Here is a 26,787-nt window from a genome sequence, read left to right on the forward strand (position 1 = left end):
AGCACCTTGGCCCTCGCAACACCGACAAAGCAATAGCCCGGAAAGGCCCTTCGACAGGCTCAGGGCGAACGGTCATTATGACCGCACAACCCTTCAAGCCGCCTCGCTAATCCCCGCCTCGATCTCCGCCGCCTTCGCTTCAACCAGCTTCACAATATGATCGACCATATCATCATCCGCCACATGATGGTCGGTGACGCCGGAGAGATAGACCATATGCTTGCCCTTGCCGCCGCCGGTGATACCGATGTCGGTCTCGCGCGCTTCGCCGGGCCCGTTGACGACGCAGCCGAGCACCGAGAGCGACAGCGGCGTGCGGATATGCTGCAGCCGTTCCTCCAGCGTCTGCACCGTGCGGATCACGTCAAAACCCTGCCGCGCGCAGCTCGGGCAGCTGACCACCCGGACGCCGCGCGTGCGCAGGCCAAGCGCCTTGAGCATTTCATAGCCGACGCGCACTTCCTCTTCGGGTTCCGCCGACAGGCTTACGCGGATCGTGTCGCCAATCCCGGCCCAGAGCAGATTGCCCATGCCGATCGAACTTTTCACCGTGCCGCCGATCAGGCCGCCAGCCTCGGTAATGCCGAGATGCAGCGGGCAATCGACTGCATCGGCAAGCTGTGAATAGGCTGCAACCGCGAGAAACACGTCGGATGCCTTCACCGCCACCTTGAACTCGTGAAAATCATGGTCCTGCAATATCTTGATATGGTCGAGCGCGCTTTCGACCAGAGCCTCGGGACAAGGCTCGCCATATTTTTCCAGCAGGTCCTTTTCCAGACTGCCCGCGTTCACCCCGATCCGGATCGCGCAGCCGTTGGACTTCGCCGCATCAATGACTTCCTTCACCCGCGCCGCAGAACCGATATTGCCCGGATTGATCCGCAGACAGGCCGCGCCCGCCTCGGCGGCCTCGATCCCGCGCTTGTAGTGAAAATGGATATCCGCGACGATTGGCACATTGCTGGCACGCACGATCTCTTTCAGCGCAGCCGTGCTCTCGACATCGGGACAGGACACGCGGATGATATCGACGCCCGCCTCTTCGCAGCGGCGGATCTGGTCGATCGTCGCCTTGGCGTCGGAGGTTAAGGTGTTGGTCATCGTCTGCACGGTAATCGGCGCATCGCCACCGACCGGAACATCACCGACCATGATCTGGCGGGACTTGCGCCGATCGATATCGCGCCAGGGACGCAGCGATGGATTGTCTATGGTCATATCTTTGCTCTTGTCAGAAGGGCTGGTTTATCGGACATATACGCAATCGGCGACACAATGATAAGAGCCAATCGGGAGAGATGTTTAATGATCCGGAATTTATTCGGCCTGTTCGGGTCGGCAATATTGTTTTCGACCATGACGGCAGCTGCAAGCGCGCAGGATGATATGGAAGAGGAAGCCAACTGGTCGATCGCCATTCACGGTGGTGCCGGGACCATCGACCGGGACAAGATAACACCTGAGAAAGACACGGAAATCAGGGCTGCGCTGAACAAGGCCCTGACCATCGGCTCCGACATATTGAAAGACGGCGGCACCGCCATGAATGCCATCACCGCCACCATCATCTCGCTGGAAAACAATCCCAATTTCAACGCCGGCAAGGGCGCGGTGTTCACCTGGGACAGGACCAACGAACTCGACAGCAGCATCATGGACGGCAGCGACCTGTCAGCCGGCGCGGTCGCCGGGATCAACGGCACCAAAAACCCGATCCTGCTGGCGCGCGCGGTCAAGGACAACAGCCCGCACGTCATGCTCTCCGGAGAAGGCGCCAACCAGTTCAGCCGCGAACAGGGGCTGGAGCAGGTGACACCGGATTATTATGCCACCCCGCACCGGCTGCAGCAGATTGAAGCCGTTCTCGCCAGGGAAATCAGCGCCGCCGATGTCGACTATAAATTCGGTACGGTGGGGGCAGTAGCGCACGATCGCGGGGGCAATATGGCCGCCGGCACCTCGACCGGCGGCATGACCGGAAAGCGCTGGGGCCGGATCGGCGACAGTCCCGTGATCGGCGCGGGCACCTATGCCGACAACCGCAGCTGCGCGATCTCCGCCACCGGATCGGGCGAATATTTCATCCGCCTCGGCGTCGCCCACGAAATCTGCGCCCGCATCCGCATGCGCTGGCCGATTGCGATCGAGGAAGCACAACTAACCGTGCCAAAGGATGAGGATGGCAATTACACCTATATCATCCACGCCAGCGAATTCATGTTGTCCGACGCGGAAATCCAGCAGATCGCCGATGACGTGATCGCCGAACTCGGCGAACTGGGCGGCGACGGCGGCATCATCTACGCGACGCCCTGGGGTCAGGCCGGCTACAGCTTTAACACCGCCGGCATGTACCGCGGGCGCGCGACCAGCGAGGGCGAGCAGAGCGTCGCGATCTACGGGGATGAGTGAGCCGTCATATTTTCTCGCTGAAGCGCAGCTTTGGGGTGGATGGAACCTCCTATCCCACTGCACAAGCACAGCAGATAATTTCCCGCTTCCCCTAGCTTAATCACTCGGTTAAACCCTTAACATGACATGGAAACCCGAACTTGAAGAACTGGCCGAGCGCCAGCGGCTGGCCGAAAAAATGGGTGGCGAGGAAAAAGTCTCCCGCCAGCACGGGCGCGGCAAGCTGGATGCGCGGGCGCGGATTGCGGGAATCGTCGACGAGGACAGTTTTCGCGAGATCGGCAAGATCGCCGGGCGCGGGACCTATGCCGAGGATGGCACGTTCGAGGATTTTGCGCCGAGCAACCTGATTTTCGGCCGCGCGAATATCGACGGGCGGCCAGTGGTTGCCTCCGCCGATGATTTCACTGTGCGCGGCGGCGCGGCGGATGCGGCGCTGCACCGCAAGTTCACGCAATGCGAGAAGATGGCGCATACGCTGGGAATACCAATGATCCGGATGATCGACGGCACCGGTGGTGGCGGGTCGGTTAAAAGCCTAGAGGATATGGGCTTCACCTATGTCCCGGCGGTACCGGGCTGGGAAGATATCATCAAGAACCAGGACACGGTGCCGGTGGTGGCGCTGGCGCTCGGACCAACGGCGGGCATGGGCGCGGCGCGCACCGTGGCCAGCCATTATTCGATCATGGTCAGGGGCCTGTCGCAGATATTCGCCGCCGGTCCCGCTGTTGCCGCCGCGATCGGCGATGATCTCAGCAAGGAGCAGCTGGGCGGTTCCGACATTCACACCACCAACGGCGTGGTCGACGAAGAAGTCGCCAGCGAAGCGGAGGCCTTTGTCACCGCCCGCAAATTCCTGTCCTATCTGCCCAGCAATGTGAACCAGCTCTCTTCCCGTACCGAAAACTGGGACCCCGTCGACCGCCGCGACGAAAGCCTGCTTTCCGCCGTTCCGCGCGCCGACAAGCAGGTCTATTCGATGCGCAAGATCATGACATCGGTGTTTGACGAAGGGTCCGTGTTCGAGATGGGCAAGCGCTGGGGCCGCGCCGCGATCACCGCCTTTGCCCGGCTCGACGGCTGGCCGGTGGCGGTTCTCGCCAATGATCCGTCCTTTCTCGGCGGGTCATGGGAAGCCAAATCCTCGGAAAAGGTCGAACGCTTTGCCAAGCTGGCCGAGCAATTCCATCTGCCGGTCGTCCATCTCGTCGACAATCCCGGCTTCATGATCGGCGGCGAGGCCGAGCGCACCGGCACCATCCGCTATGGCGTACAGGCGATGAACGCGGTCTATCGGGCGACCGTGCCCTGGGCCAGCGTGATCGTGCGCCGCGCCTATGGCATCGCCGGCAGCGCGATGAGCAATGCCGAGAATTTCCAGTATCGCTTCGCCTGGCCGTCGGGCGACTGGGGCTCGCTGCCGATCGCCGGCGGTCTCGAGGTCGCCTACAAGAGCGATATCGAAAGCGCCGCCGATCCGGCCGCGCGGCTGGCCGAGATCAAGGCCAAGCTCGACAAGGTCACCTCGCCCTTCCGCACCGCCGAGCAGTTCAGCGTCGAGGATATCATCGATCCGCGCGAAACCCGCCCGCTGCTCTGCGAATTTGCCGATCTGGCCTGGCGCAAGCTGGGCACAGGCTGATACCGCTCGTGCTGAACGGAGGGTCGCGCAGGCCGCGCCTTGCGATCCGCTGAGTCGCCCGCAGGTTGAACCGGGCACCGCATTAACATTGTCCTTCAACCCTGCCCGTTAATCCCCTGGTTCAATTCGGGACTCGGTCGGGAAATTTTTCCCGCTCAAAATCAGGCATTTGAACACGATTGTGACAGAAATCACCGGGATATGTCGAATTACTCCTATCGATTCTGGACGAACCGATTATCATTTCATCTACCAAAACGAACGGTTCATCGCTGGTACAGCAACGAAATGCGAGTTGGTGCGAAGTAAGCGATGTAAGTTCGGCACAGCCAAGGAAGGAAGAAACGATGTACTTATCTCCTAGATCATTCATCAATCAGCCTGTTCAATCTTTGGCCGAGCAGGGACACGAGCGCGGCTATCAGCCACTTTATCATCTTGATATCGTCAATCGCTGCCCCGGCTGCGGCAAGTCGCACTGGCACGTCGGCCGGTTCAGCGCCGAATGCGCGCACTGCGAAACCGCTCTGCCGCTGGCGATGGTCGCCAGTCAGCCGATGCAGCCGCGCTTCACCGAACATTTCAGCAAGACCGCAATGGCGGCCTGAGGAATCGTCGGCTGTTCAGGCTTGCGATAATTTCGATTTACAGTCATTCATGATCTCCTGACAGGGAGAATGCTTATGACTGCGGCAGACAACAACCCTTTGATTGATCGCCGTCAGGCTATGCGCGGCGCGGCCATGGCTGGAGCGGGCGCAATGTTTCTTTCGCCCGCCATGGCGCTGTCGGCCAGTAGCGATATGTCCGCAATTCGCAGGGCTGCGGAAGCGGGTCGCCAAGCGTCAATTCAACGGATTCAGGACTGGATCAAGCTCCCCTCGATTGCAGCGGAAGACCGCAACATGCCCGAAGGAGCAGACTATATGGCATCGCTGGCCCAGGATGCCGGATTCCAGCATGTCGAAATCGTTCCAACCGACGGGTATCCTGGCGTCTTCGCGACGCTCGATGCAGGCGCTCCACGGACGCTCGGCATCTATTTCATGTATGACGTCAAGCAATTTGACCCGGCGGAATGGTCTTCCCCTCCGCTAGCTGGAGCGATCGTCGACCGGCCCGGTTTTGGCAAGGCTATCATGGGCCGCGGGGCGGTCAACCAGAAGGGGCCGGAAGCGACCTTCCTTGCCGCGCTGCATGCGATCCGCGCCGCGGGCCGAAAACTTCCCGTCAATATTGTCCTAATCGCCGAAGGCGAGGAAGAGATTGGCTCGCCGCATTTCAAGCAGGTCGCGACCAAGCCGAATGTACTCGCGGCGCTGAAAAAGTGCGAGGGCATCTTCATTCCGGCGAGCTGGCAGGACAAGAACGGCAATGTCAGCGTCAATCTCGGTTCCAAGGGCATCGTCGAACTCGAACTGGTAGCCAGCGGCGAAAAATGGGGCCGCGGACCAAAGGGCGATATTCATTCCAGCCTGAAGGCGATGGTCGACAGTCCGACCTGGCGGCTGGTGCAGGCGCTGCAGACTCTGGTCACGCCAGATGGTAACACGCCGGCGATCGACGGCTGGTTCGAGAATGTCCGGCCGCTGACCGCGCGCGAGAAGGCCCTGATCGCCGAGACCGCCCGCAATTCCGACGAAGCCCAGCGCAAGGCGATTTTGGGCGTCGAGACTTGGATTGACGACCTGCCGTTCGAGCAAGCGCTGCAACGCCTCGCCCAGGAACCAACAGTCAATATAGAAGGGTTGGTCGCCGGCTATACCGGACCCGGCGGCAAGACCATTCTGCCGGGCGCCGCCACCGCCAAGATCGACCTGCGCCTCGTTCCCAACCAGACCCGCGCAGAAGCCGAAACCAAATTGCGCGCCCATCTTGATGCCAGAGGATTCCCCGACGTCGAGGTCAATGTCAGCGGCGGTTATGACCCGACCGAGACCGATGAAAACAGCCGCCTGATCCGCACCGAGCTGGCCACCTATGAACGCGCAGGCATTACGGCGACGCTCAATCCGCGGCTCGCCGGATCATGGCCGGGAGCCACCTTCACCGCGCCGCCGGTCTCCATTCCCGCCGGTCATTTCGGCATGGGCCACGGCGCGGGCGCGCATGCGCCGGATGAATATTATGTCGTCGAGTCGACCAATGCCAAGGTCGCCGGCCTTGTCGACGCCACCATGGGCTATGCTGACTTCCTCTACCAGCTGGCGGCGATCCGATAGATTTCGTTAGTGGTGAGCCTGTCGAACCACGCCTCCGGGACGAGAAGCACCCTTCGACAAGCTCAGGGCTAACGGATTCGATCCGAACATCACCGCCCGCCCTATATATCCCCGAATGCCTTGAGCGCAGCCGGCGCGACGACATCGCCCCATTCCTGCACGAAATGCCCTGCCTCCTCGATCAGCAGCGGTTCGGGACAGCCCCTGATCAGACCATGCATCATCTTCATCACCGGCGGGCCGAGCACCGGATCGGAGCCGCCGATCGCCATGAAGCTGGGGCCTGAGAATTCGCCGCTCCAGAAGGCCGCCGCCTGCTGGCTGACCGCAACCCCGTCCATGTCCGGCTCGACCGGCACCAGCGCCGGAAAGGTCCTCGCGCCGGCCTGATAGCGGTCATCCGGATAAGGGGCATTATAGGCGGCAATCTCTGCCTCGCCCATCTCGGGCGTGCCGCGGGCGATAATCTGGCCGGCGTCAAATTCCGGCACGGTCAGCGCATATTGCTTCCACGCGTTGAAGCCGTCGCCCGCTCCGGTGCCGAGGCCGAGCGCGGTGTTCATGATGATCAGCCGCGACAGCCGCGCCTTGAACGCCGCGTCCACCGGCAGAGTCAGCCCGATCAGCCCGCCCCAGTCCTGCACCACCAGGGTGATATTTTTCAGGTCGAGCCGCTCGACCAAAGCCAATATATGAATGCGGTGGAAGTCGAAGCTATAGGTCGCGAAATCGGTCGGCTTGTCGGAGCGGCCAAAGCCGAAGAAATCGGGGCACACCACCCGCGCGCCGGTGGCGGTGAAATGCGGGATCATCTTGCGATAGAGGAACGACCAGCTCGGCTCGCCGTGCAGACAGAGAAAAGTCTTCTCCGCATAAGCTGGCCCGGTATCGACCCAGGCGGCGCGCAATCCTTCATAGCCGGGCAGGTCATCGGCGTATTCCACCGGATAATCAAAGTCGGGGAGATTGTTGAAACGGTCTTCCGGCGTGCGGAGGGCGGGGATTGCGGTCATGGCGGAGGCTCCTGTCTGTCTCTGCCCTGACCTAGCAGAAGTCGGATAGGGGCGAAATGCGGCTTGTCGAAATAGCGCCCCAAATGGCCAAAGTTCGTCAAAGTTTGGGCCAAGGACCGGTTATTTTGCGTGATGTTGGATAGATAGTTGCGGAACCACGAAATTATCGTTCCAACAGATGGTCCAGACGGTGGCAGAGCCCTCGTTGCTCCAGCACCCTGACGGGGCGGCCTCGCCAGCCCGGCTCCACCATCAAAACGTGCTATTTTTGCAACTTTCCAAGCTTATCGAAATTTATCCGGTTTGTGATGGAACGACATTGGCCTGTGGACCGTTCACCCTACTCGCCGATCAATTGCGCCCAGTATTTGGCCAGCTGTCGACGATAAAGCCGCAATGATAGCGGACATCACCGGAACGCTTTCGTTCCATAGTTAGTTAATTGGAGTAAAATGATGAAATCCCCCCTGATCACCCCCCTGATCCTCTCTTCCGTTGTTGGTGCCTTTGCCGTGGCCGCTCCTGCCGCCGCCCAGTCCGACTCCACCTTCACCGGTCCCCGCGCTGAAATCCTCGGCGGCTATGATACGCTGCGTTCGGGCAGCGACGTTGATGTCGACACCGACAATGACGGCATTTTCGAAAATAACACGCTCGACCAGTCGGTCGACGGTTTCGCTTATGGCGTCGCTCTCGGCTATGACATTGACGCCGGCCCGGTCGTTCTCGGCCTCGAAGGCGAATATATGGACTCGACCGGCAGCCAGGAAGGCGATGAAGACGTCAACGCGCCGTTCGGATATCGCATCAACCTGAAGCGCGATCTCTATATCGGTGCGCGTATCGGTGCCAAGGTCACCCCGACCACCCTGCTCTATGCCAAGGGCGGCTACACCAACACCGCGGTCGAATCCCGCTTCCAGGACCGCGCAGAAGCCGATGGCGTCGACCTGAACTTTGACGACAGCCAGCAGGTTGACGGCTATCGTCTCGGCGCGGGCGTCGAGCAGGTGATCGGCACCGGCGGCAACGGCAATGGCTCCGGCGCGTTCGTCAAGCTCGAGTATCGCTATTCCAACTATAGCTCGCTCAAATATAACGACACATTGTTCAATGATAACAATGAAATCGGCGTCGACCTCGACCGCCACCAGGTCGTCGCGGGCGTTGGTTTCCGCTTCTAGGCTGGAGCTAGCCTAACCACAGAAGGGCGCGCCGTTCGATGGACGGGGCGCCCTTTTCTTGTTTCAGGAAATGGTCTGCCGCGAACGACCTATGCGTCCGCCATCGTCATCAATTGTGACGGAAAGGGCGTCGCCAGCGCTTCGGCATCATCGCCAGCCAGCCAGCGGTCATAATCATCGGGCTGCAGGATCACCGGCATCGCCTTGGGATGGACGGGCTTGACCAGCGGGTTCGGCTCACAGGTCAGAAAAGCGAAGACATTGCCCTCATCCGATGGCCGCCAGATTCCGGCGAAGGCGGACACCGGCGCTTCCTTGACCGTGAACCAGCATTCCTCCCGCCCCGCATTGGGCTTGGGCTCAGCAAAGCGGGTGAAGGGAACGAGGCAGCGCTGTTCGGGCCTTGTCAGCATCGATCGCCAGAACGGGCTGGACAGGTTGCGGACATTGGTGATGCGCTTGGTTACCGTGGTTCCTGGCCGCTTGCCCTTCATGGTCAGCGGCACACCCCATTGCATGCTGTCGAGCATTTTCTGCCCCTGATCGACCCTCACAACCGCGGCCTGATATTTCGGCCAGATATCGATCTTTATTTCGGAAAAGGGCGGAACAATGTCGCTGCCGATATATTCCTGCCATGTGGGAATGGCTTCGGGATGATTTTGATAGTGGTTGCACATGGGTGCAATGTGCCTGACTCCCGAGTAGCCACAAGCACTAAATGCCGTCAGATATAAATAGGGAGCGGAAGCGCTCGGCGATTTCCTGGTCGCACGGGGAATAACGGTGACAGTTTACCAAATGCACTAAATCGTTGCCAGCTGCCTGCATTGCGGCTTGATCTCAACCCCCTCCCCGCAATTCCGGTAGCGTCCCGCCCCCGAATATGCCACCTTCGCTCCACTTTGAAAAACCCGGAACCCGCCCCCCTCCACCTGACCCTCCCCAACCGCCTGTCCTATGGTCTTGGCGGGGCGGTCTATGCGGTGAAGGAAGCGGCCTATGTCATGTTCGTGCTGCTGTTCTACACGCAGGTGCTGGGGCTGAGCGGGACGGCGACCGGGATCGTGCTGTCGCTCAGCCTGGTCTGGGACGCGGTGTCGGACCCGATGGTCGGCAGCTGGTCCGACCGCTACAAGAGCCGCTGGGGGCGGCGGCATCCGTTCATGATCTATGCCACCGTGCCGATGGGCCTGGGCTTTGTCGCGCTGTTTGCGCCGCCGGAATTCGTGCTCGACAGCCAGCTGTGGCTGGCGGCATGGCTGCTGGGCTGTTCGCTGTGGATCCGCACCGCGCTGACCTTTTTCTCGATTCCGCATTATACGCTGGTGGCGGAAATCTCGCAGGATTATCACGAGCGCAGCGCCCTGATGGGACAGCGGACCGCCTTCCTGTTTCTCACCACGCTGCTGCTGCCCTCGGCCTGCCTCTATTTCCTGTTCGACGAGGGCGCGGGCGGCGATGGCCGCTTTGTCGCGAGCAATTACGTGACCTATGGCTGGCTGTCGGCGCTGATCGTCTGGATCACCGCGACGGCGTGCATCGCCGGGACTTGGAAATTCATCGGCCATACCAGGATCGACCCCAGGCGGGCGCCGTCGACGCCCGGATTTGCCGGACTGTGGCTTGATTTTCTCTCGACCTTCCAGAACCGCAATTTCCGCAACGTGCTCGCCTATGATCTGGGCGCGACCGCGGCCTATGGCATCACCGTCGCGCTCAATATCATCTTCTGGACCTATTTCTGGGAATTGCAGGCGACCGAGACGGGACTGGTGCTCGGCCTGTCCGTGCTGATCGCGGTGCCGATCGCGATGGTCTTCCTGAAGACCGCCGGCCGGCGGATGGCCAAGCATGACATTGTCAAATGGGCGGTGATCGTGATGCTGCTCGATCTGTCCTGGCCCTATCTGCTGCGCTGGTTCGCCCTGATCCCGGACAATGGCGATCCGCTGATCTTCGCGATCCTGGTCATCCAGAACGCCATTTTCATGAGCTTCTTCATCCTGCGGATCGTGGCGATCACCTCGCTGACCGCCGACCTGACCGACGAGCATGAAGCCGAAACCGGCCTCAGGCAGGAGGGCGGTTTCTACGCGGTGCTGCAGTTCACGACCAAGCTCGGCGGCGCGGTGGGGCCGCTTTATGGCGGTTTCGCGCTCGACATGGTCGGGCTGGAAGAAGGCATGCGACCGGGAGCGGTTGAACAGTCGGCGCTCGACGCGCTGGTCTGGATCGGCGCCGCCGCGATCGTGCCGCTGATGCTGGTGGCCTTTTACTTCACCTTTCGCTTCTCGATGACCGAGGAACGCTTGCGGCAAATTCAGGCGCTGATCGCCCGACGGCGCCGGGACGAATAAAAAGGGGGCCAAGAACGGCCCCCTTCTCAAATTCCATCCGGACAACCGCGGCCTGTTTCGCCGCGACGCCCTCAACCTCACTCACCCGGTACAGGGAACCCGCGCTTCTTGAGGATATATTTGACCTCCGGATCGCGGCCGCGGAACTTGCGATAGGCTTCCTTGCGGTCGGTTTCATTGCCGGTCGCCAGCAGGATCGAACGGAAGCGCTCGGCGGTTTCCTGGTCCCACGGACTGCCAGCCTCTTCAAAGGCGGCCCAGGTGTCGGCGTCCATCGTTTCCGACCAGAGATAGCTGTAATAGCCGGCCGAATAGGCGTCCGACGAGAAGAGATGGTTGAACTGTGGCAGACGGTGCCGCATCACGATCTCTTTCGGCATGCCGATTTCGGTCAGGGTCTCGCGCTCGAACGCGTCCGGGTCGGTGACCGCTTCCGCACGGTTGTGCAGCTTCATGTCGACGATCGCCGAGGACAGATATTCAACCGTCGAGAAACCCTCGTTGAAGGTCTTGGACGCCTGGATCTTTTCAACCAGCTCCTGCGGGATCGGCTCTCCGGTCTTGTAGTGGAGCGCGTAGGTCGACAGGATATAGGGCGTCATCAACCAGTTCTCGTTCACCTGGCTCGGATATTCGACAAAGTCGCGCGGCGTGCCCGCGAGGCCCGGATAGGTGATGTCATAGTTGAGATAATGCAGCGCATGACCGAATTCGTGGAACAGGGTCGTCGCGTCATCGAGGCTGATCAGGGTTGGCTCACCGTCGCCGCCCTTGACGAAATTATTGTTGTTCGACGCGATCGTATATTCATTCTCGCCACCCAGTTTATAGGCGTCCTTGTAGGTGGTCATCCACGCACCGGAACGCTTGCCGTTGCGGGCAAAATTGTCGAAAAACTGGACGCCGATGACCTTGTCGCCGCGCTTGACTTCAAAGGTGCGGACCTCGGGATCGAAAACAGGGATGGTGCCGGTGGTTTCGGTGAAGGTCATGCCGTAGAGCTTGCCCGCTGCATCAAACAGCGCGTCCATCATTTTGTCGAGCTGGAAATAGGGTTTGATCTCGGCGGAATCGAGGTCATATTTCGCCTTGCGGACCTTCTCCGCATAATAGCGATAATCCCAGGGTTCGATGGTGATGCCGGCGCCTTCCGCGTCAGCAATCGCCTGCATGTCGGCAACTTCCTCACCGACGCGGGCGACGGCGGCTGGCCAGACCTTCATCATCAGGTCCATAGCCGCTTCCGGCTCTTTCGCCATCGTGTCAGCCATGCGGTAATGGGCGTGGGTCTTGAAGCCCAGAAGCTTGGCGCGGTCGGCGCGCAGCTTCAGGATCTTGGCGATGGTCGCGTTGGTGTCGTTCTTGTCGCCATTGTCGCCGCGATTGACATAGGCGTTGTAGACTTTCTCGCGCAGATCGCGACGGGTCGAATTCTGCAGGAAGGGCTGCATCACCGAGCGGGTGTTTTTCAGCGCCCAGCCGGTCTTGCCCTGCTCTTGCGCGGCCGCCTTGAGCGAGGCGACAAAACTGTCCGGCAGGCCAGCCAGATCGGCTTCGTCGGTCAGGAAGATGAAGCTTTCCTCGTCGGCCAGTACCTTGTTGGAGAAGTCGTTGAACGCCTTCGACAATTCGGTGTTGTAGGCGATCAGCTGTTCCTTGTCCGCACCACCCAGCAGAGCGCCATTGCGCACCAGCTGTTCGTAGTTGCGCTCGACCAGTCGGGTCTGCTGGGCATCGAGGCCGGCGGAAGCGCGATTGTCGTAAACCGCTTTGGTCTTGGCGAGCAATTTGGGGTCGAGAGTCAGCTGGTCGAAGAAAGCGGAGACTTTCGGCAGCCATTCGCCCTGGATTTCGCGGACCTGGTCGTTGGACAGGTTGCTGCTGTGCACGCCCCAGATGGCGAACAGATTATTGGCTTCATTGCCAACCAGTTCCATCGGAACGGTGAAATTTTCAAAGGTCGCGGGGGCCGGATTGTCGCGGATCGCGTTCACTTCGGTCTGGATCTTGTCCATTGTCTGCTGGAAGGCCTGCGGGAAGTCGGCAACATTGACTTCATCCCACGGCGGGACGCCATCATAGGGGCCGGTCCAGGGTTGGAGGACGCTGTTTTCGGTCGTCGCTTCGGGCGCCGACTGCATCGCGCTCATCTTGTTCAGTTCAGCTGTGGTCATTTTTTTCCCATGATTGTCGGCTAAAGCGGGTGACGCGGTCGCGCCGATCAGCGCGGCGCTGGATACGCCCAGAAAGATTTTACGGCTGGTAATCGTGAATCGCATGTATTTTTCTCCAAATATCGAACCGCTGTCGCGGGTCTCTCAAAAGCACCTGATGTGTATTTGGGGATGGTCTAGCCAATGCGAAGCGGAAACGCAAAAAAGGTTTCGTTGGAAATCATCTTTTAGACGAACGACTATTAGCCGACGATGAACCGCAACGAAAAAGACCGCTATTCGGGTCTCTCCGCCAGCAAAGCGCGGACAAGAGGCTGGAGATTTTCGTCGTAGCGGGCGAGCAGGACATGCTCTTCGGCGGTCTCGAAATGGCTGATCAACTGGCGGCCGTTCCAGTAATGCAAGGCGATCGACGGCGGATCGGCGACGATCATGTTGCGACCGTCGGGATGGTCCGGATCGATCGGGTTGAGGTCCAGCGCCACTTGCGGCGCGGTCGAGGCGCAGATCGCCAGGCTGATGTCCCGCCACCAGGTCGAGATATTGCGGTGAAGGTGGCCGGTGATCATGCCCTTGACATTGGGATGGCCGGCGACCGTGTCGGCCAGCCGCGACACCCATGGCTCGTCGGGATGGGTGTTCATCCAGTCGATGCCGCTTTCCACCGGCGGATGGTGGAGGATCAGGATCGTCGGCTTGTCCTTGTTTTCGGCCAGCCGGTCGGCCAGCCATCGGGCCCGGACCTCGCAAAAGGCCCCGCCATGCCTGCCCTCTTCCAGCGTATCGAGGAACAGCAGGCGCAATTCCGGCGTGTCGACTTCATATTGGACAAAGCCGTCGACGGTCGGGACATCGGGAAACTGCCTGGAAAATGGTGCCCGCAAATCGTGATTGCCGAGACACATGTAGACCGGAAAAGGTACGGCTGACAGCGCGGATTCAAGCCGCCGGTAGCTTTCCTGATCGCCGCGGTCGACCAGATCGCCGGTAGCCAGCAGAAAGTCGGGCTGCGGTTTCATGTCGCATATCGTCTTGATCGCCTGATCAAGCCGCTTGCGGTTGAATTCCGCTGGATTATCCGGGTCGAAACCGAGATGAATATCCGTGATCTGCGCCATTAGCATGGGCGGTTTCCCCTATCTTCCTTGGCCCTAACGACCGGCAATCTGTTTCTCCGGCTTGACTTGCTTGTCTTTCTTTTGATCCCTGACCATCCAGGGCGCGCCATCATCGGCGTGATAATCATGACACATGGCGCATGATGACGGTACGTCGGACGATTTCTGGAACTCCCCGCCATGACATTCGCGACAGGTCTTGATGCCCGGCAGCAGCAGGTCTTCCGCAGCTTTCGATGTGGTTGCATTGTGGCAGCTCGTGCAATCCTCGTCATTATGCGCGTCATGGCTGAACCAGCCTTTTTCCATATAGCGATCGGTCTGGGTCACCGGCTTGATGCCATAATCGACCCGCCCGCGCGCGGTCGGCGGCGTGACGCCATGACAGTCGAAACAGGCCCCGCCACGCGAGAATACCTGGTTGATTGCCAGATTGGCGCGGCTCGGACGGAATTGCACGGCGCGGGCATAGTCGCTGGCGACCCGCACTTCGTTATTCTCGCCCGGACGCCGCCGTTTCATGCCGCCGAGATTGATCGGGCGGTTGGGGCGGCTGGAGCGATAATAGGCCCTGAGATCAGCCTGGACCATCGCCGGTTCGCCGTGCCGCAAGGTCCGGACCGTGCCGCCGATTTCGTCAAAGGCGAGACTGTGGCACATGCTGCAGTCTTCCTTCATGTCGACCGGCTCGAAGCGCACGCCCTTGGGATCGACCGTGTGGCAATCCTTGCAGGCCAGCGCCGAACCAAAGCCGAATTCCTTCGACAGCCTCCGTCCCATTTGAGCGACACCGCCGGTCTTGGACAAATGCAGGTCATGCGGGAATTTCAGACCATTATATTCGGTCGGCTTCTGGTCGAGCGAGATGCGTTTGCGCTCCGGATTCTTGCCGCCCGGCGATACCAGAACGGCAGGCCGGAACTGCGGGTGTTCGATCCCGAAGTCCGATGCGTTCTCGAGTTTTGTATCGGTCAAACGTTCATCCATCCCATTGTGGCAATCCGCACAGAATTTTTGCGCAGTCGGTTGCATAGCACCGCCACCTTCATGCTCGCTGTGACATTCGACACACCTGCCCGGTGGCTTGTTGAAAGCCGAGGCAAAAGCGGCCCCGATTTTCTCCAGCCCCTCCGGCCCGCCGCGCGCGGTCAGCAACCGTGGTTTCGCGGCATGATCATGGGCGTCGTCTTCATGGCAAGTCAGGCAGGTATTGTCGGTGACGGTGACGAAAGCATCGACATGACAGGCCTGACAATCCTTTTCGAGCCCGTGGTGGGCCTTGCTCAAGGCGCCGGTCGACCACATGGTGTCGGCGTGGAACTGGTCGGGCCGTTCCTCGACACCGCGCCAGGTCGCCCAGGTGTAGATCGGCCAGACCAGAAATGCAGCCAGTACCAGGGCGATAAAGCCCCAGGCCGTCATTCGCTTGCCCGGGAGCAAGCCCTTGAGCGTATAGAGCGTGGATTCGCTGCGCGTCTCGGCGGAATCGGACAGGGCCTCGACCCGCTTGACGGTGAGGACAATATCGTCGCCCTCTTCGCCGACGATGATGACATGCCCGCCAAAGCCCAGCTCCGCCCCGGCCGCCGGATCGATGGTGACGGAAATCCGCTGCTTGCCATCGAGAGTGAAATTCTGGCCCGACGTGCTTTCGACGATGATCTGGCCGTCATCACGCTTGCTGATGACGGCATGGTCAGGATTGACCGCAAGATCGGGCAGATGGATCGGGTTGGTGGTGCTGCGACCGATGCCGATTTCGTTGGTCTGGAACGGATTGGACCGGATGATCTCCCGTCCGTCGGCGGTGGTCGCGATCTGGCGTACTATGAAGGTCATTTTTGGCTCTCCATCCTACCAGTAAAAGAATACGCTGATGATATGCGCGGTGAGCGAGGCGATCAGAGCGAAGGTCATCGGGACATGGACGAACAGCCAGACTTGCAGCATCGCCTTGAGCTTGAGATGGCGCCGGACCCGGGCCAGGGTCGCCTCCTTTTTCTCGAGCAGCGCATCGACCTTGTCGAGCGGATCATCGCCGCCCATTTTCGGCTGATAGGCCCGTTCGCGGCGCAAATCTGCCTGCGCCTGCCGGGTAGCACAATCGGGATAGCGACCGGATATCCGCTGGAAAAATCCGCCGCCAAACGGATCCTGTTCGAGCGACTGGAGCACCAGAGCGGCATGTTCTCCGGACAGCGGCTGCGCTGCTTCATGCAATTGCCGGTCGAGTGAACGCAGATTCTCGAGCATCTCGGTCTCGGTCATCTCGTCACGATTGTCGGACAGCGCCTTAGGGATGGTGGCGTAGAAATAAATGCCGACAATGCCCGAAATGATCACGATCATCATGAAGACATAAGCGGCGGTGTGGATGTTCCAGCCGAGCTGGAACCCGGTGTGCAGCGTGCCGATCACGATCAGGCTGAGCCCGAGATAGATATGCGCCGAGGTCCAGGCCTTGAGCGACCACTGGCCCGGCGTCATGGCGCGCTTGCGCACACCCAGCATGGTCAGCCACAGGATCAGCAGCGCGCCAATCGTTCCCAGCGTATAGCCGTACCAGCTGCCGCCATTGTGGCGCGGCGACACGTCGATGAACAGATAGCTGACGATGCAGATCAGCATGATCGCCGACGAAATCTTCAGCCAGCGGAAACCGGCGTGCTTGAGGAAGCCGTCGTGCATGGCGACCTTCTTGCGCCCGGCCTGTCCGGTGATGGCGGTGCTGGCCATTATATGGTCCCCCCGTTGGCTGCGGGATCGGTGGCCAGTTTTGCCGTTCGTGCTGAGCTTGTCGAAGCACCGCGTCTTGTCATCTGTCCTTCGACAAGCTCAGGACGAACGGGGAATAGCCAAACCAACAACCTCACACCTCTTCCCCTTCCAGCTTGGAGACGGTCAGGAATTCTTCCGGCGCCACGCGGATGGCCGCGCCGGTCGGGCAAGCCCGGACGCAGGCGGGGCCGCCCTTGATCCCGGCGCACATGTCGCATTTGATCGCTTTCTTGGGCTTTTCGACTGCAGGATCGCTGTGCTCGGCGGACCATTGCTTGTCGGGTTCGCCGGGCCCCGGACCGAAACCGAACAGCAACCAGTTCAATATGCCCGGCTTCTTCGGCGGAACCTTGTCCATCCGGATCACGCCATAAGGGCAATAGCGCTGGCAATTGCCGCAGCCGATGCAGCTGTCGTCGATGAATACTTCGCCATCGGGACCGCGGTGGATGGCGTCGGGCGGGCAGTCGGACATGCAGTGCGGATGTTCGCAGTGCCGACAGCTGGTCGGCACGTGGAGATGGGCATAGGTGCGCCCGGCCTCGCGATCGAGACGCGACAGGCCTTCATGGCTGTCGGCGCAGGCCTTCTCGCAATTGTCACAGCCGACGCAGAGATTCTCGTCGATCAGCAGCACGTCGGTGGCTTCGCCGATACCATTGTCGACGAGGAAATTGGCAATCCCCGAATACATGTCGACAACACCTGAGAAACTGTCCTTCTTCGCTTCGACGAAGGCGTTGATATCCTGCCGCGCGGCCATTTCCTTCTTCGCCTTGCGCATCAGGTCGGGATGGGCGTCGAGGACTTTCTTGAACGCATCGCCATTGATCTTGATGACTTCCGACTTGATCGCGGCCTTGACCGTCGCGGTGCGATAGCCACCGGCGATCAGCGTCATTTCCCCGACATAGGAACCGGCCGGCAGATAGGACAGGAACACCGGCTTGCCGCCGATTTCCTTCTCGACCACCATCGAACCGACGCGAATGACGTAAATGTCGTTGCCGTCCCCGCCTTCCTCGATGATCGTCTCGCCGGCACGGACGTTGACGATCTCGCTGGATTCGACGACTTCGGCAATATCTTCCTTGGTCAGGCCCGATCCGAACATCTGCAGCAATTGGCGCTCGGTCGAAATGCGGGTGATGGCGCGTTTTGCGGCGGGTACCGACGCTTGCAATTTCAGCGCGGCGGTGCGCGAGATTTCGACCACGACCACGTCTTCGGCGGCCTTGATCGTCGCCCCGCGGCGGCGTCCGGAAATCAGACCGACTTCGCCGAAGATCGAACCCTGTTCGATCGGCACGGTGATCGAGGGATCGTCGGGGTTGATCTCCACTGCGACCGAGCCCTCGGCTATGGCAAAAAGCGAGCTTCCCGGATCGTTTTTCTCGAAAATCACCTCACCGCGGCGATAGCTTTGCGGCTCGCTGTCGAGCATGAATTCGCGCATCTGCAGCGGCGACAGGTCGTTGAGGATGGTGACGTTGGAGCGGAAAAATTCCAGCCATTCGTCGACCGAGCGGCGTTTTGGCAGGCTGGCAAATTTGGCTTCGAGTATCGGTTCGTCGGCAGGTTTCAGGTCGGTGTTGCCGTTGATGAACTCGATAACATCATAGCCCTGGTTCATGCAGTGCTTGATCAGCGGATAGCCGGCGAGCGCGCCGATGACATAGATGCCCTTCTTGGTGCTTTCGAATGCGGGCGACAATTTGGGATAGGCCTCGCGATCATCGCTGGTAAACTCGATGCCGCATTCCTCGACAAATTTGCGCGGCGGCGCGCTGCCCATGCGCGCGATGATCCGGTCGCACTTGATCGTCTCTTGCCCGTCGCGGGTTTCCAGCACCAGTTCGCCGTCCCTGACCTCGGCCGGTGTGGTCTCGTTGCGGATCATCACCTTGCCCTGCTCGCCCGCTTCCATCAGCAGCTTCACATTGGCTTTCTTGGCCCGGGCAAATTCCGCCGAGCGGTTGAGAATGGTGACGACATTATTCTGCGCCGCATCGGCGGCGAGGCCGAGCGCATTCTCGATACCGGCGTCGCCCGAACCGATTACCGTGATATGCTCGTCATAATATTCGCCGGGATCGTCGAGCTGATATTGTACCAGCTTGTTGTCACCGCCGGGGCAGCGCATCAGATTGGGATTGCCCTGGGTACCGATCGCCATGACGATCGTTTCGGCCTGCACCGTATCGCCGTTTTTCAGGCTGATGGTGAAATTGCCTTCGTCGCCTTCGATCTTCACCGGTTCGGCATTATACATGACATTGACGCCGCGCTCGGCGGTCTGCTCGTCCCAGGTGCCGAGTATCGCCTCGCGCTTGCCCGCGTCGAAATCCATGTCCGAGCGCAACACCAGCTGGCTCGGCGTCGCCATGACATGCTTGCCCTTCTGATATTTGTAGATGGTATCGGAGAGATGGTCGGTCTTTTCGAGCAGCACGTGTTTCAGCTTCAGCTGGGCAGCGCGTCCGGCAGCGCTCATCCCCGCCGGTCCGGACCCGACAATCACTACTCGAAATTTGTCCGCCACGCGCTTGCTACCCCCCTTATGCTTTCCCCGACCGATGCACCCTCATACATCATTGCGATCCGGTTCAGCTATCTGTCCGGCTTTAGCGCGACCCAAAAGATTGAACTTTGGCAGTACCTTACCAAAATGGCTCTCCATTGCCAGTGCAAAATAAATCAGCCATCTCCGCGCTTGTCAGGCAGCGAACGGCTCCGTATCCCTGCGCGCATATGTGACGACAAGAAAACAGCTTGGGGATTGATCATGGCAGAAACTGGTTCATCGATGAACGTCAACCGTATCGCTCTGATAATAGCGGCTTTACTCGCGCTCGGCGCGATCGCCGTCCAGGTCTATCGCAGCATGAACGACGGTTCGGGCGAGGACATGACGCTCGCCGGCAGCACGGGCGAAGGCGAGGAAGCGCCAAGCGTCGGTGAAGTGATCGCCGGGCTGGAAAAGAAGCTGCAGGAAAGCCCCGATGACGCCGAAAGCTGGCGGATGCTGGGGTGGAGCTATTTCGAGACCGGCAAATTCCCCGAATCGGCGACCGCGATGAAACGGGCAACCACGCTTGATCCGGACAATCCCGAATATTGGTCGATGCTGGGCGAGGCCCTGGTCATGTCGAGCGACGGGCAGCAGGTACCGGCTGATGCGGCCCAGGCCTTTCGCAATGCCCTGAAACACGATCCAAAGGATCCGCGCGCGCGTTATTTTCTGGCGGTCCAGAAGGACATTTCCGGCGACCATAGAGGCGCGATCGATGACTGGTTCACCCTGCTCGAAGACACGCCCGCCGACGCCCCTTATGCCGCCGATATCCGCCGGGTGATCGGGCAGGTCGCCGAGAATGAAGGAATTGATGTTGCCGCCCGCCTCGCCAAGGCAGCACCGGCCGCGCCAACCGGCGGCATTAGCACCAGCGGCCCCGCCGTCGCCACCGCCGCGATTCCCGGCCCCAGCCGCCAGCAGATGAAGGAAGCAGCCGCCCTGCCCGCCGGTCAGCAGGAAGCCATGATCGCGGGCATGGTGGACGGTCTGGACAAACGCCTGACGGCCAATCCCAATGACGCCAATGGCTGGATCATGCTGATCCGCAGCCGCATGCAACTGGGCCAGACGGTTCAGGCCAAACAGGCGCTGGAGCGCGGCTTGAAAGCGTTCAGGAATGACGGAGCCGAAGCGAAGCGCATCCGGGAAGCGGCAGCGGCTCTGGGTGTTTAGCGCAGAGACAGGCGTCTATAGAAACATCGGGTAATCGGCCAACGGCGTGACGGGAAGCAATCGGTCCCGGGGTCGTGGCAGCCTAACCGGCCCTGTCGCTATCAGCGCGATCATCTGACAGCTGCAGAGCCTCTATGGCCTCGGCTATTCTCAGCGCCGCGATCATCTCTCCTGCCTCGTCCAGCCGACGGAGCATCAGACTTAGCGCATCAACCATATCGGATATCTCGTCTCTCTGGTCGACCCGCATAAACTCTCTCTAGCCCATATAGTTCTGGAAATTCGCTTTAAATTCAAATGGAAAAGCCAATCCGAACGTTCTTTTGAATCGGCAGCCTGTTAAGCCAACAGCAGAATCGCGGCAAGGTCCGTTCCGGCCCATAATACACGATTTTACGGGTGACGCCTTTCGGTAGCAGCAGCTATGCTATATCGACCGGCCCGAATGACGCGATTATCGCGTTTTCGCTCTACCCCCGAGCATTGGTACATGATAACGAAGTGGCAGATATGAAATCGATTATGACGATCATAGAACCAGCGACCGGTGAAGCCCCTTGACTGATATGGCCGACCAACAGCTTGACCGCTTTGTGCGGACCGTCGCCCATACGCGTCGACAGATATCCAGGCATTTTTTCGACACTCTGAAGCTCCCGGCCGCGCCGTGCCTCGATATTCTGTTCGCATTATATGCCAGTGGCGACACGCCGATGGATATGGACAGCCTGTCGGAATATATCTCCAGCAGCGGCTCGATAACGGTCAGATATCTCAACCTGATGGTCGGCAAAGGCCTGGTGGAAGTCAATGATGGCAGCGCGACGATCACATCCGACGGCAACCGGGAATTGCTGAACATCATGGCGCAATATCGCGAAGATTTTAACCAGTAGATTTGGTGGCGCTGGCAATCAACGGCGGCTGGCAGACGGTCTGGCAAGTTCGCGGCGAGATGTGTTCGGTTAGCACAGAGGCGAAGCGAGCATCTGGGCTGTAGCGAGGGCGGGTGGCCGGGTTCGATGAGTGTGACTCTTGCTGCAGTCCCCCTCTACAGCGTCGACCAGACAGCAAACTGCCACGGCTTTGCTATCCACTCCCCTTGAGGGAGAGGATATCTTCCTACCGGAATAACGGCTCGCCGAAGCTCCGCAGTTTGCGGCTGTGCAACGTCCCGGCATCCGCCTCCTCTGCGAGCAGATCGATCGCGCGCAGGCCGATCGCCAGATGCTGGCCCACCCGTTCCTGATAGAAAGCATCGGCCATGCCCGGCAGCTTGATCTCGCCGTGCAGCGGCTTGTCGGAAGCGCAGAGCAATGTTCCGTAGGGCACGCGGTAGCGATAGCCGTTGGCCGCAACCGTCGCCGATTCCATGTCGATGGCGATGGCGCGGGACTGGTTGAGGCGCCGGGCGATCTGTTCGAAGCGCAGCTCCCAGTTGCGATCGCCGGTGGTAACCACCGTACCGGTGCGCAACTGCTGCTTGAGTTTTGACTTGTCGATTCCGGTTTCCGCCTGAACCGCCTCGGTGAGCGCAAGCTGCACTTCGGCAATGGTCGGCAGCGGGATGCTCGGTGGCAACACATCGTCGAGCACATTGTCGTCGCGCAAATAGGCGTGGGCGAGGACATAGTCGCCGAGCCGCTGGGTCCGGCGCAGCGCACCGCAATGGCCGATCATCAGCCAGACATGCGGGCGGAGCACCGCCAGATGGTCGGTGATCGTCTTGGCATTGCTGGGACCGACGCCGATATTGACCAGGGTCACGCCGGGACGACCGTTGCTGCGAACCAGATGATAGGCCGGCATTTGCGGCGGCTTGGCGATCGGCGGAGCGGAGGGCTTGCCGTCCTTGCCGGTGATCCGGTTGCCCGGTTCGACCAGCATGGTCGCATTACCCGAAGTCACTTCCTTCAGGCCATATTCGATGAATTCGTCGACATAGCGCTGATAGTTGGTGAACAGGATGAAGGGCTGGAAATGCTCCGGATCGGTTGCGCAATAATGGCGGATACGGTGGAGTGAATAATCGACCCGCTCGGCGGTGAACAGGGCGAGCGCCGAGGCTTCCTCGCCCTGGAAAATCTGGCCGCCATCGACGATCTCGTCATTGGTCTTGACCAGATTGGGCGTGTGGAAATAATTGGGCAGCTTTTCCTTCTTCGCGCGATCGAGACCGGCACCGGCATCCTCGAGCGCAAAGGCGAGCGGAATCGGCGTGTCGGACAATCCGACCCATATTTTCGCGGTAAAGGTCGCGTCGATCCGTTGCAGCTGGTCGAGCAGATAGAGCCGGTATAATTTCGGTTCGGTTATCGTCGTCCGATAGATGTTGATATCGGCAAGATGGCCCGCCGCCAAATGGCTGGTTTCGGTCGCCTGATCGGCCGGAATCTCGACGCTGATCTGCGGGTAGAGACCCTGCTGGCGGTCATCATAGGCCAGTGCGGATGTCGCATAGCGGCGGAACCGGGCCGCCGTGATCTCAATTTGTTCGGCGTAGAGCTTTTCGAGCAGCGCGACCGCTTCGGCGGGCGTGGCGCAAAGAGTGGAATCGGTTGTCATGCAGTCTCCGTTACAGTTTCAGTCCTCTAACGGAAAAATCGCATAAAGGGAAAAGCTAAGTACGCGACAGGTCGAGAAAACGCGTCGCAGCCTCGAATTCGGCCTGTTTCAGGTTGCGCATGGCCACCGCCACATCGTCGCGGCCCCATTGCTGCTCCTGCCAGAGCTCTTCCAGATTGACCAATGGCCAGAGCTTCGTGGCATCATAGGCCTTCTCGACCAGCGCCAGCGTCGCGATCAGCGAACCGGACAGGCCGACCAGAGACAACATCGCGGCGACGGCAAAGCCATCCTGCGCCTCGACGGCCTCGGCAAGTCGCTCGATCGTCTGCTCCGGCTGGGCTTCATAGCGGATGCCGTAGATCAGATTGAAATCGACATCATAACGTTGCCGCGCCCAGTCGAGCAAAGGGTCCCAGCGGTCTGCCTGATGATCGACCAGCGCCTGTTGCCCGGCATCGGCGCGATAATAGAGCATGTCGCTATCGGCAAAGGCCGCGATACGATCGACAATCCTGCCGCGCTCGTTGGCGACCTGGTCCAGCGCCCCCTGCGCCAGACCGGTCAGTGGCATTGTCGCGGGATTGATATCCTCGCCTTGCGCCGCCCATTCGGCGGCAATCGCTTCGGCGAGACGGGCCGTGGGAAGGGCAAGCGGGTTGCGCTGCGGCGTCTTTACCGGGCGGTCGTCGAGCAGAATGGCAAAGGCGTCGCCGACCGGTGAAACCGATGCCTCTTTATAAAAGCGTTTCACTGTTCGTCCGTGCCTTCCGCCGCCCTGGCCATTTCTTCCTCGGCCACCCGGGCGCGAATATATTTGCGGATGATCCAGACCGGCGCGGCCCACATCTGGGCCAGACCCAAAAAGATCAGCGGATAGCCCGAAAGCGGAGGAACCGGCGGCAGGCGATCCAGCACGATAGCCAGTCCGAGCATCACCAGAATCACCCCGAGCAAACGCACAAAACTGACCAGAAAATGCACAGCTCTGGCCTGTTTTTCCTTTATCGGGTCAGGAATATATTCCGGTTCGTCGTCAATAGGGTCGCTCATCGGTTCAATATTCCGTTCAAGTCGCTCATGGTTGCGGCAACCACTTCCGCGCCCGCGCTGATCAATTCATGCTCGTCATGATAGCCCCAGTCGACCCCCACCGCGCGCACCCTGGCGTTGACCGCCATTTCCATATCAAAGCTGGTATCGCCGATCATCGCGGTGGTCTCGGGCGCTGCGCCAGCCTCAAGAATCGCTAGCTCCACCATCGCCGGATGCGGCTTTGACGGATGGCGGTCGGCGGTCTGCAGCGTGACAAAACGGTCCGACAGACCGTGGGTTTCCAGCACATGGCGAAGACCCCGATCGGACTTGCCCGTGGCCACGCCCAGAACCCAGCCGGATGCTTCCAACGTTTCCAGTATTTCGAGCAAACCGTCATAAAGCGGCTCGTGAAGCCCGCCCGCCTGGCGCAGTTCCACGAACCCGTCCTTGTAGGACTGGGTGACCGCAGCGACAATCTCGTGATCGCCTTCGGGGTGGAGCTGGGCCACCGCTTCCGTCAGGCTGAGGCCGACGATCCGGCGCACCAGATGATGGTCGGGCGGGACGAGACCGTGTTTCGTGAACGCCTGGTCCATCGAAGCGCAGATATTGGCCTGACTGTCGACCATCGTGCCGTCGCAATCGAACAGGGCGAGCTTGTTGGTCATCTTGTCCCGAATTCCTTCATCAAATGCGCCATCGCCCGGCGACCGGTAGCATCCAGCGCAGCAGCGGCTTTTTCCCGCACCGCATCCGGTTTGTTCTGGCCCAGCTTGGCGGTCGGACGCCAGGCCAGTATTTCCATTTCAAAACCGACAATCGCGTTGACCATCTTGTCGAATTTTTCCGCATCCATCTTGTCCCGATGCCACGGTTTCTTCGGTGCCAGCTTCGCTTCATTCTGCGCGGACAGATCGTCGAGCAGGCTGATCAACCCTTCGCGCTCCATCTTGCGAACCGGGCCTTCCAGCTCCAGTGCCAGATAATTCCAGGTCGGCACCTGATCTTCGATTCCGTACCAGTCGGGACTGATATAGGCATCGGGGCCGTTGATCACGCAGAGCGCCTTGCCATTGGCAATATGGTTGGCCAGGGCATTGCCGCGCGACAGATGGAATTGCAGCGCGCCGTCGCCGGTGGAAAACACCGGTACATGAGCGACCCGCGGGCCATCCGGCGTTTCGGCAAAGACCATCCCGAACCCGATGTCGACAATCATCGCCTCGAGCGCGGCCCGCTCGTCGGCGTCCTGATGATCATTGGCAGATTTGGGCCATCGGAAGGCGGGATCGGGATGCATTATTTGGGTTTCTTGTGGAGAGCCTGTTTGACCTTTGCCTTGTGCGGCATGTTCTTCTTGTGGGTTGCCTTGCCGGCATTCGGCCGTTCGCGCTTGGTCGGCTTGCCCGCCTTGGTCGGCTTGCCGTCGCTCTCGCCGCGGCCACGACGTTCGCCGCGCTTGTCCTTGCGGATCATCTTGGCGTGCGCCTTGGCCTGTTGTTTGCGGACCATTTTTCCGCCGGGCTTCTTCTCGTCGAGCGGCAGATCGCCGAGGATCAGGTCGAGGCCCAGATTGTCGATCGTTTCGGCGAAATGGGTTGGCAGATCGGCGGTCACATCGAGATTGTGGCCGTCGGGATGCTCGATCCGCAGACGTCGCGCGTGCAAGTGCATCTTGCGGCTGATCGTGCCGGTCAGAAAGGCGTCCTTGCCGCCATATTTGCCGTCGCCGACGATCGGGTGGCCAATCGCTGCCATATGCACGCGCAGCTGGTGGGTGCGACCGCTATAGGGCTGTAATTCGACCCAGCAGGCGCGGTTGCCGGCGCGTTCGATAATCCGGTAGCGCGACTTGGCCGACTGGCCGTTTTCTTCGTCGACATGCATTTTCTCGCCGCCGGAACCCGGCTGTTTCGAAAGCGGCAGGTCGATCACGCCATCGGCGATTTCCGGCACGCCCATGACAATCGCCCAATAGACCTTGCGGACATCGCGACCGGCAAAACGTTTGGAGAAAAAGGATGCCGCGCCCGGCGAGCGCGCCAGCAGGATCACGCCACTGGTATCCTTGTCGAGCCGGTGGACCAGCTTGGGCCGCGATTTCGCATCATAGGTCAGCCCGTCAAGCAGACCATCGAGATGGGTCGTGGTCTTGCTGCCACCCTGGGTAGCCAGGCCCGGAGGTTTGTTGACCACGATTGCGGACTTGTCCTTGTGGATCACCAGTTCGCGGACAAAATCGATCTGATCCTGCGACAGGTCGGTCTTGGCCTTGGCAACCCGGCCCGGCCGTTCGATTTCCTGTGGCGGTACGCGCAACACCTGCCCGGCCTGGACCCGATCGCCCGGCGCCACTCTCTTGCCATCAAGCCGCAACTGACCGGTCCGCGCCCAGCGCGACACCACGTTGAACGGCACATCTTCCATATGGCGTTTGAACCAGCGGTCGACCCGGATATCGTCATCATCGGGAGAAACCGTGAATTGCCGGACATCAAGCGTCTTCAGCGCCTGCATCTGCTCCTTG

General features: G+C 60.2%; 23 protein-coding genes. 8 read left to right on the top strand and 15 right to left on the bottom strand.

The features are described 5' to 3' along the window. Positions 1-93 precede the first annotated feature (93 nt). Entirely contained in the window at positions 94-1,221 is a 1,128-nt protein-coding gene (gene ispG, locus HUO14_RS14760) for a flavodoxin-dependent (E)-4-hydroxy-3-methylbut-2-enyl-diphosphate synthase (RefSeq protein WP_176280617.1), read from the bottom strand. 87 nt (positions 1,222-1,308) lie between these two features. Between ispG and HUO14_RS14765 the strand changes: the two genes are divergently transcribed. From HUO14_RS14765 to HUO14_RS14780, 4 genes are all read left to right on the top strand, one after another. After that, positions 1,309-2,415 (top strand): isoaspartyl peptidase/L-asparaginase family protein, encoded by a 1,107-nt coding sequence (locus HUO14_RS14765; protein WP_176280618.1) that lies wholly within the window; start codon positions 1,309-1,311, stop codon positions 2,413-2,415. Positions 2,416-2,536: 121 nt separating this feature from the next. Then, on the top strand, positions 2,537-4,060 hold the full coding sequence (locus HUO14_RS14770; protein ID WP_176280619.1) for an acyl-CoA carboxylase subunit beta: 1,524 nt from the start codon (positions 2,537-2,539) through the stop codon (positions 4,058-4,060). 347 nt (positions 4,061-4,407) lie between these two features. Then, positions 4,408-4,668, top strand: coding sequence for a hypothetical protein (locus HUO14_RS14775; RefSeq protein ID WP_176280584.1), 261 nt, complete (start codon positions 4,408-4,410; stop codon positions 4,666-4,668). Positions 4,669-4,743: 75 nt separating this feature from the next. Next, entirely contained in the window at positions 4,744-6,282 is a 1,539-nt protein-coding gene (locus HUO14_RS14780) for a M20/M25/M40 family metallo-hydrolase (protein WP_176280620.1), read from the top strand. Positions 6,283-6,383: 101 nt separating this feature from the next. Here the strand turns inward: HUO14_RS14780 and HUO14_RS14785 are convergent, their stop codons facing one another. After that, positions 6,384-7,295 carry a haloalkane dehalogenase gene (locus tag HUO14_RS14785; protein ID WP_176280621.1) on the bottom strand — a complete coding sequence of 304 codons (912 nt, stop codon included), beginning with the start codon at positions 7,293-7,295 and terminating at the stop codon, positions 6,384-6,386. A 452-nt stretch (positions 7,296-7,747) separates the two neighbouring features. Between HUO14_RS14785 and HUO14_RS14790 the strand changes: the two genes are divergently transcribed. After that, the gene (locus HUO14_RS14790) at positions 7,748-8,479 is read left to right on the top strand and encodes an outer membrane protein (RefSeq protein WP_246255705.1); all 732 of its coding nucleotides are present in this window, start codon (positions 7,748-7,750) and stop codon (positions 8,477-8,479) included. An 89-nt stretch (positions 8,480-8,568) separates the two neighbouring features. On the opposite strand, the gene HUO14_RS14795 is transcribed toward HUO14_RS14790, so the two are convergent. Further along, complete coding sequence (locus HUO14_RS14795) at positions 8,569-9,159, bottom strand: SOS response-associated peptidase family protein (protein ID WP_176280622.1); 591 nt, start codon at positions 9,157-9,159, stop codon at positions 8,569-8,571. Between the two features lie 225 nt (positions 9,160-9,384). Here HUO14_RS14795 and HUO14_RS14800 point away from each other — a divergent pair, with 225 nt between their 5' ends. Continuing rightward, a complete protein-coding gene (locus HUO14_RS14800) occupies positions 9,385-10,839 on the top strand; it encodes an MFS transporter (RefSeq protein WP_176280623.1) in 1,455 nt (484 codons plus the stop codon). Positions 10,840-10,916: 77 nt separating this feature from the next. Here HUO14_RS14800 and HUO14_RS14805 read toward each other — a convergent pair whose 3' ends face one another. From HUO14_RS14805 to HUO14_RS14825, 5 genes are all read right to left on the bottom strand, one after another. Beyond that, positions 10,917-13,118 (bottom strand): M3 family metallopeptidase, encoded by a 2,202-nt coding sequence (locus HUO14_RS14805; protein ID WP_246255706.1) that lies wholly within the window; start codon positions 13,116-13,118, stop codon positions 10,917-10,919. 170 nt (positions 13,119-13,288) lie between these two features. After that, complete coding sequence (locus tag HUO14_RS14810; RefSeq protein ID WP_176280624.1) at positions 13,289-14,137, bottom strand: phosphodiesterase; 849 nt, start codon at positions 14,135-14,137, stop codon at positions 13,289-13,291. A gap of 27 nt (positions 14,138-14,164) precedes the next feature. Further along, a complete protein-coding gene (locus HUO14_RS14815; protein ID WP_176280625.1) occupies positions 14,165-15,970 on the bottom strand; it encodes a cytochrome c3 family protein in 1,806 nt (601 codons plus the stop codon). 15 nt (positions 15,971-15,985) lie between these two features. Beyond that, positions 15,986-16,867, bottom strand: a complete 882-nt coding sequence (locus tag HUO14_RS14820) for a hypothetical protein (protein ID WP_176280626.1) — start codon at positions 16,865-16,867, stop codon at positions 15,986-15,988. A gap of 133 nt (positions 16,868-17,000) precedes the next feature. Then, positions 17,001-19,451, bottom strand: a complete 2,451-nt coding sequence (locus HUO14_RS14825; protein ID WP_176280627.1) for a cyclic nucleotide-binding domain-containing protein — start codon at positions 19,449-19,451, stop codon at positions 17,001-17,003. 243 nt (positions 19,452-19,694) lie between these two features. Between HUO14_RS14825 and HUO14_RS14830 the strand changes: the two genes are divergently transcribed. Beyond that, on the top strand, positions 19,695-20,657 hold the full coding sequence (locus tag HUO14_RS14830) for a tetratricopeptide repeat protein (RefSeq protein ID WP_176280628.1): 963 nt from the start codon (positions 19,695-19,697) through the stop codon (positions 20,655-20,657). 82 nt (positions 20,658-20,739) lie between these two features. Here HUO14_RS14830 and HUO14_RS14835 read toward each other — a convergent pair whose 3' ends face one another. Further along, entirely contained in the window at positions 20,740-20,907 is a 168-nt protein-coding gene (locus tag HUO14_RS14835; protein WP_176280629.1) for a hypothetical protein, read from the bottom strand. A gap of 307 nt (positions 20,908-21,214) precedes the next feature. On the opposite strand from HUO14_RS14835, the gene HUO14_RS14840 reads away from it, so the two are divergent. Beyond that, the gene (locus HUO14_RS14840; RefSeq protein ID WP_176280630.1) at positions 21,215-21,553 is read left to right on the top strand and encodes a helix-turn-helix domain-containing protein; all 339 of its coding nucleotides are present in this window, start codon (positions 21,215-21,217) and stop codon (positions 21,551-21,553) included. A gap of 226 nt (positions 21,554-21,779) precedes the next feature. On the opposite strand, the gene HUO14_RS14845 is transcribed toward HUO14_RS14840, so the two are convergent. The 6 genes from HUO14_RS14845 to HUO14_RS14870 are packed head-to-tail and all read right to left on the bottom strand — an operon-like array spanning position 21,780 to position 26,777. Then, complete coding sequence (locus tag HUO14_RS14845) at positions 21,780-23,222, bottom strand: AMP nucleosidase (protein ID WP_176280631.1); 1,443 nt, start codon at positions 23,220-23,222, stop codon at positions 21,780-21,782. Positions 23,223-23,277: 55 nt separating this feature from the next. Continuing rightward, positions 23,278-23,976 (bottom strand): ATP12 family protein, encoded by a 699-nt coding sequence (locus HUO14_RS14850; protein ID WP_176280632.1) that lies wholly within the window; start codon positions 23,974-23,976, stop codon positions 23,278-23,280. Next, complete coding sequence (locus HUO14_RS14855; protein WP_176280633.1) at positions 23,973-24,275, bottom strand: hypothetical protein; 303 nt, start codon at positions 24,273-24,275, stop codon at positions 23,973-23,975. Before HUO14_RS14855 ends, HUO14_RS14850 begins: the two co-directional genes overlap by 4 nt. Beyond that, entirely contained in the window at positions 24,272-24,928 is a 657-nt protein-coding gene (locus HUO14_RS14860) for an HAD-IA family hydrolase (protein ID WP_176280634.1), read from the bottom strand. Before HUO14_RS14860 ends, HUO14_RS14855 begins: the two co-directional genes overlap by 4 nt. Then, a complete protein-coding gene (locus HUO14_RS14865) occupies positions 24,925-25,560 on the bottom strand; it encodes an FMN-binding negative transcriptional regulator (protein WP_176280635.1) in 636 nt (211 codons plus the stop codon). Before HUO14_RS14865 ends, HUO14_RS14860 begins: the two co-directional genes overlap by 4 nt. Then, positions 25,560-26,777 carry an RluA family pseudouridine synthase gene (locus tag HUO14_RS14870; protein WP_246255737.1) on the bottom strand — a complete coding sequence of 406 codons (1,218 nt, stop codon included), beginning with the start codon at positions 26,775-26,777 and terminating at the stop codon, positions 25,560-25,562. The genes HUO14_RS14865 and HUO14_RS14870 overlap by 1 nt, the downstream gene beginning before the upstream one ends. Positions 26,778-26,787 lie beyond the last annotated feature (10 nt).

The organism is Parasphingorhabdus flavimaris, from assembly GCF_013371215.1.
GTDB classification, from domain to species: Bacteria; Pseudomonadota; Alphaproteobacteria; order Sphingomonadales; family Sphingomonadaceae; genus Parasphingorhabdus; species Parasphingorhabdus flavimaris.

Coding starts and splice junctions, on each gene's coding strand:
- ispG (WP_176280617.1), bottom strand. CDS start 1,221: ATGACCATAGACAATCCATCGCTGCGTCCCTGGCGCGATATCGATCGG.
- HUO14_RS14765 (WP_176280618.1), top strand. CDS start 1,309: ATGATCCGGAATTTATTCGGCCTGTTCGGGTCGGCAATATTGTTTTCG.
- HUO14_RS14770 (WP_176280619.1), top strand. CDS start 2,537: ATGACATGGAAACCCGAACTTGAAGAACTGGCCGAGCGCCAGCGGCTG.
- HUO14_RS14775 (WP_176280584.1), top strand. CDS start 4,408: ATGTACTTATCTCCTAGATCATTCATCAATCAGCCTGTTCAATCTTTG.
- HUO14_RS14780 (WP_176280620.1), top strand. CDS start 4,744: ATGACTGCGGCAGACAACAACCCTTTGATTGATCGCCGTCAGGCTATG.
- HUO14_RS14785 (WP_176280621.1), bottom strand. CDS start 7,295: ATGACCGCAATCCCCGCCCTCCGCACGCCGGAAGACCGTTTCAACAAT.
- HUO14_RS14790 (WP_246255705.1), top strand. CDS start 7,748: ATGATGAAATCCCCCCTGATCACCCCCCTGATCCTCTCTTCCGTTGTT.
- HUO14_RS14795 (WP_176280622.1), bottom strand. CDS start 9,159: ATGTGCAACCACTATCAAAATCATCCCGAAGCCATTCCCACATGGCAG.
- HUO14_RS14805 (WP_246255706.1), bottom strand. CDS start 13,118: ATGCGATTCACGATTACCAGCCGTAAAATCTTTCTGGGCGTATCCAGC.
- HUO14_RS14810 (WP_176280624.1), bottom strand. CDS start 14,137: ATGCTAATGGCGCAGATCACGGATATTCATCTCGGTTTCGACCCGGAT.
- HUO14_RS14815 (WP_176280625.1), bottom strand. CDS start 15,970: ATGACCTTCATAGTACGCCAGATCGCGACCACCGCCGACGGACGGGAG.
- HUO14_RS14820 (WP_176280626.1), bottom strand. CDS start 16,867: ATGGCCAGCACCGCCATCACCGGACAGGCCGGGCGCAAGAAGGTCGCC.
- HUO14_RS14830 (WP_176280628.1), top strand. CDS start 19,695: ATGGCAGAAACTGGTTCATCGATGAACGTCAACCGTATCGCTCTGATA.
- HUO14_RS14835 (WP_176280629.1), bottom strand. CDS start 20,907: ATGCGGGTCGACCAGAGAGACGAGATATCCGATATGGTTGATGCGCTA.
- HUO14_RS14845 (WP_176280631.1), bottom strand. CDS start 23,222: ATGACAACCGATTCCACTCTTTGCGCCACGCCCGCCGAAGCGGTCGCG.
- HUO14_RS14855 (WP_176280633.1), bottom strand. CDS start 24,275: ATGAGCGACCCTATTGACGACGAACCGGAATATATTCCTGACCCGATA.
- HUO14_RS14860 (WP_176280634.1), bottom strand. CDS start 24,928: ATGACCAACAAGCTCGCCCTGTTCGATTGCGACGGCACGATGGTCGAC.
- HUO14_RS14865 (WP_176280635.1), bottom strand. CDS start 25,560: ATGCATCCCGATCCCGCCTTCCGATGGCCCAAATCTGCCAATGATCAT.
- HUO14_RS14870 (WP_246255737.1), bottom strand. CDS start 26,777: ATGCAGGCGCTGAAGACGCTTGATGTCCGGCAATTCACGGTTTCTCCC.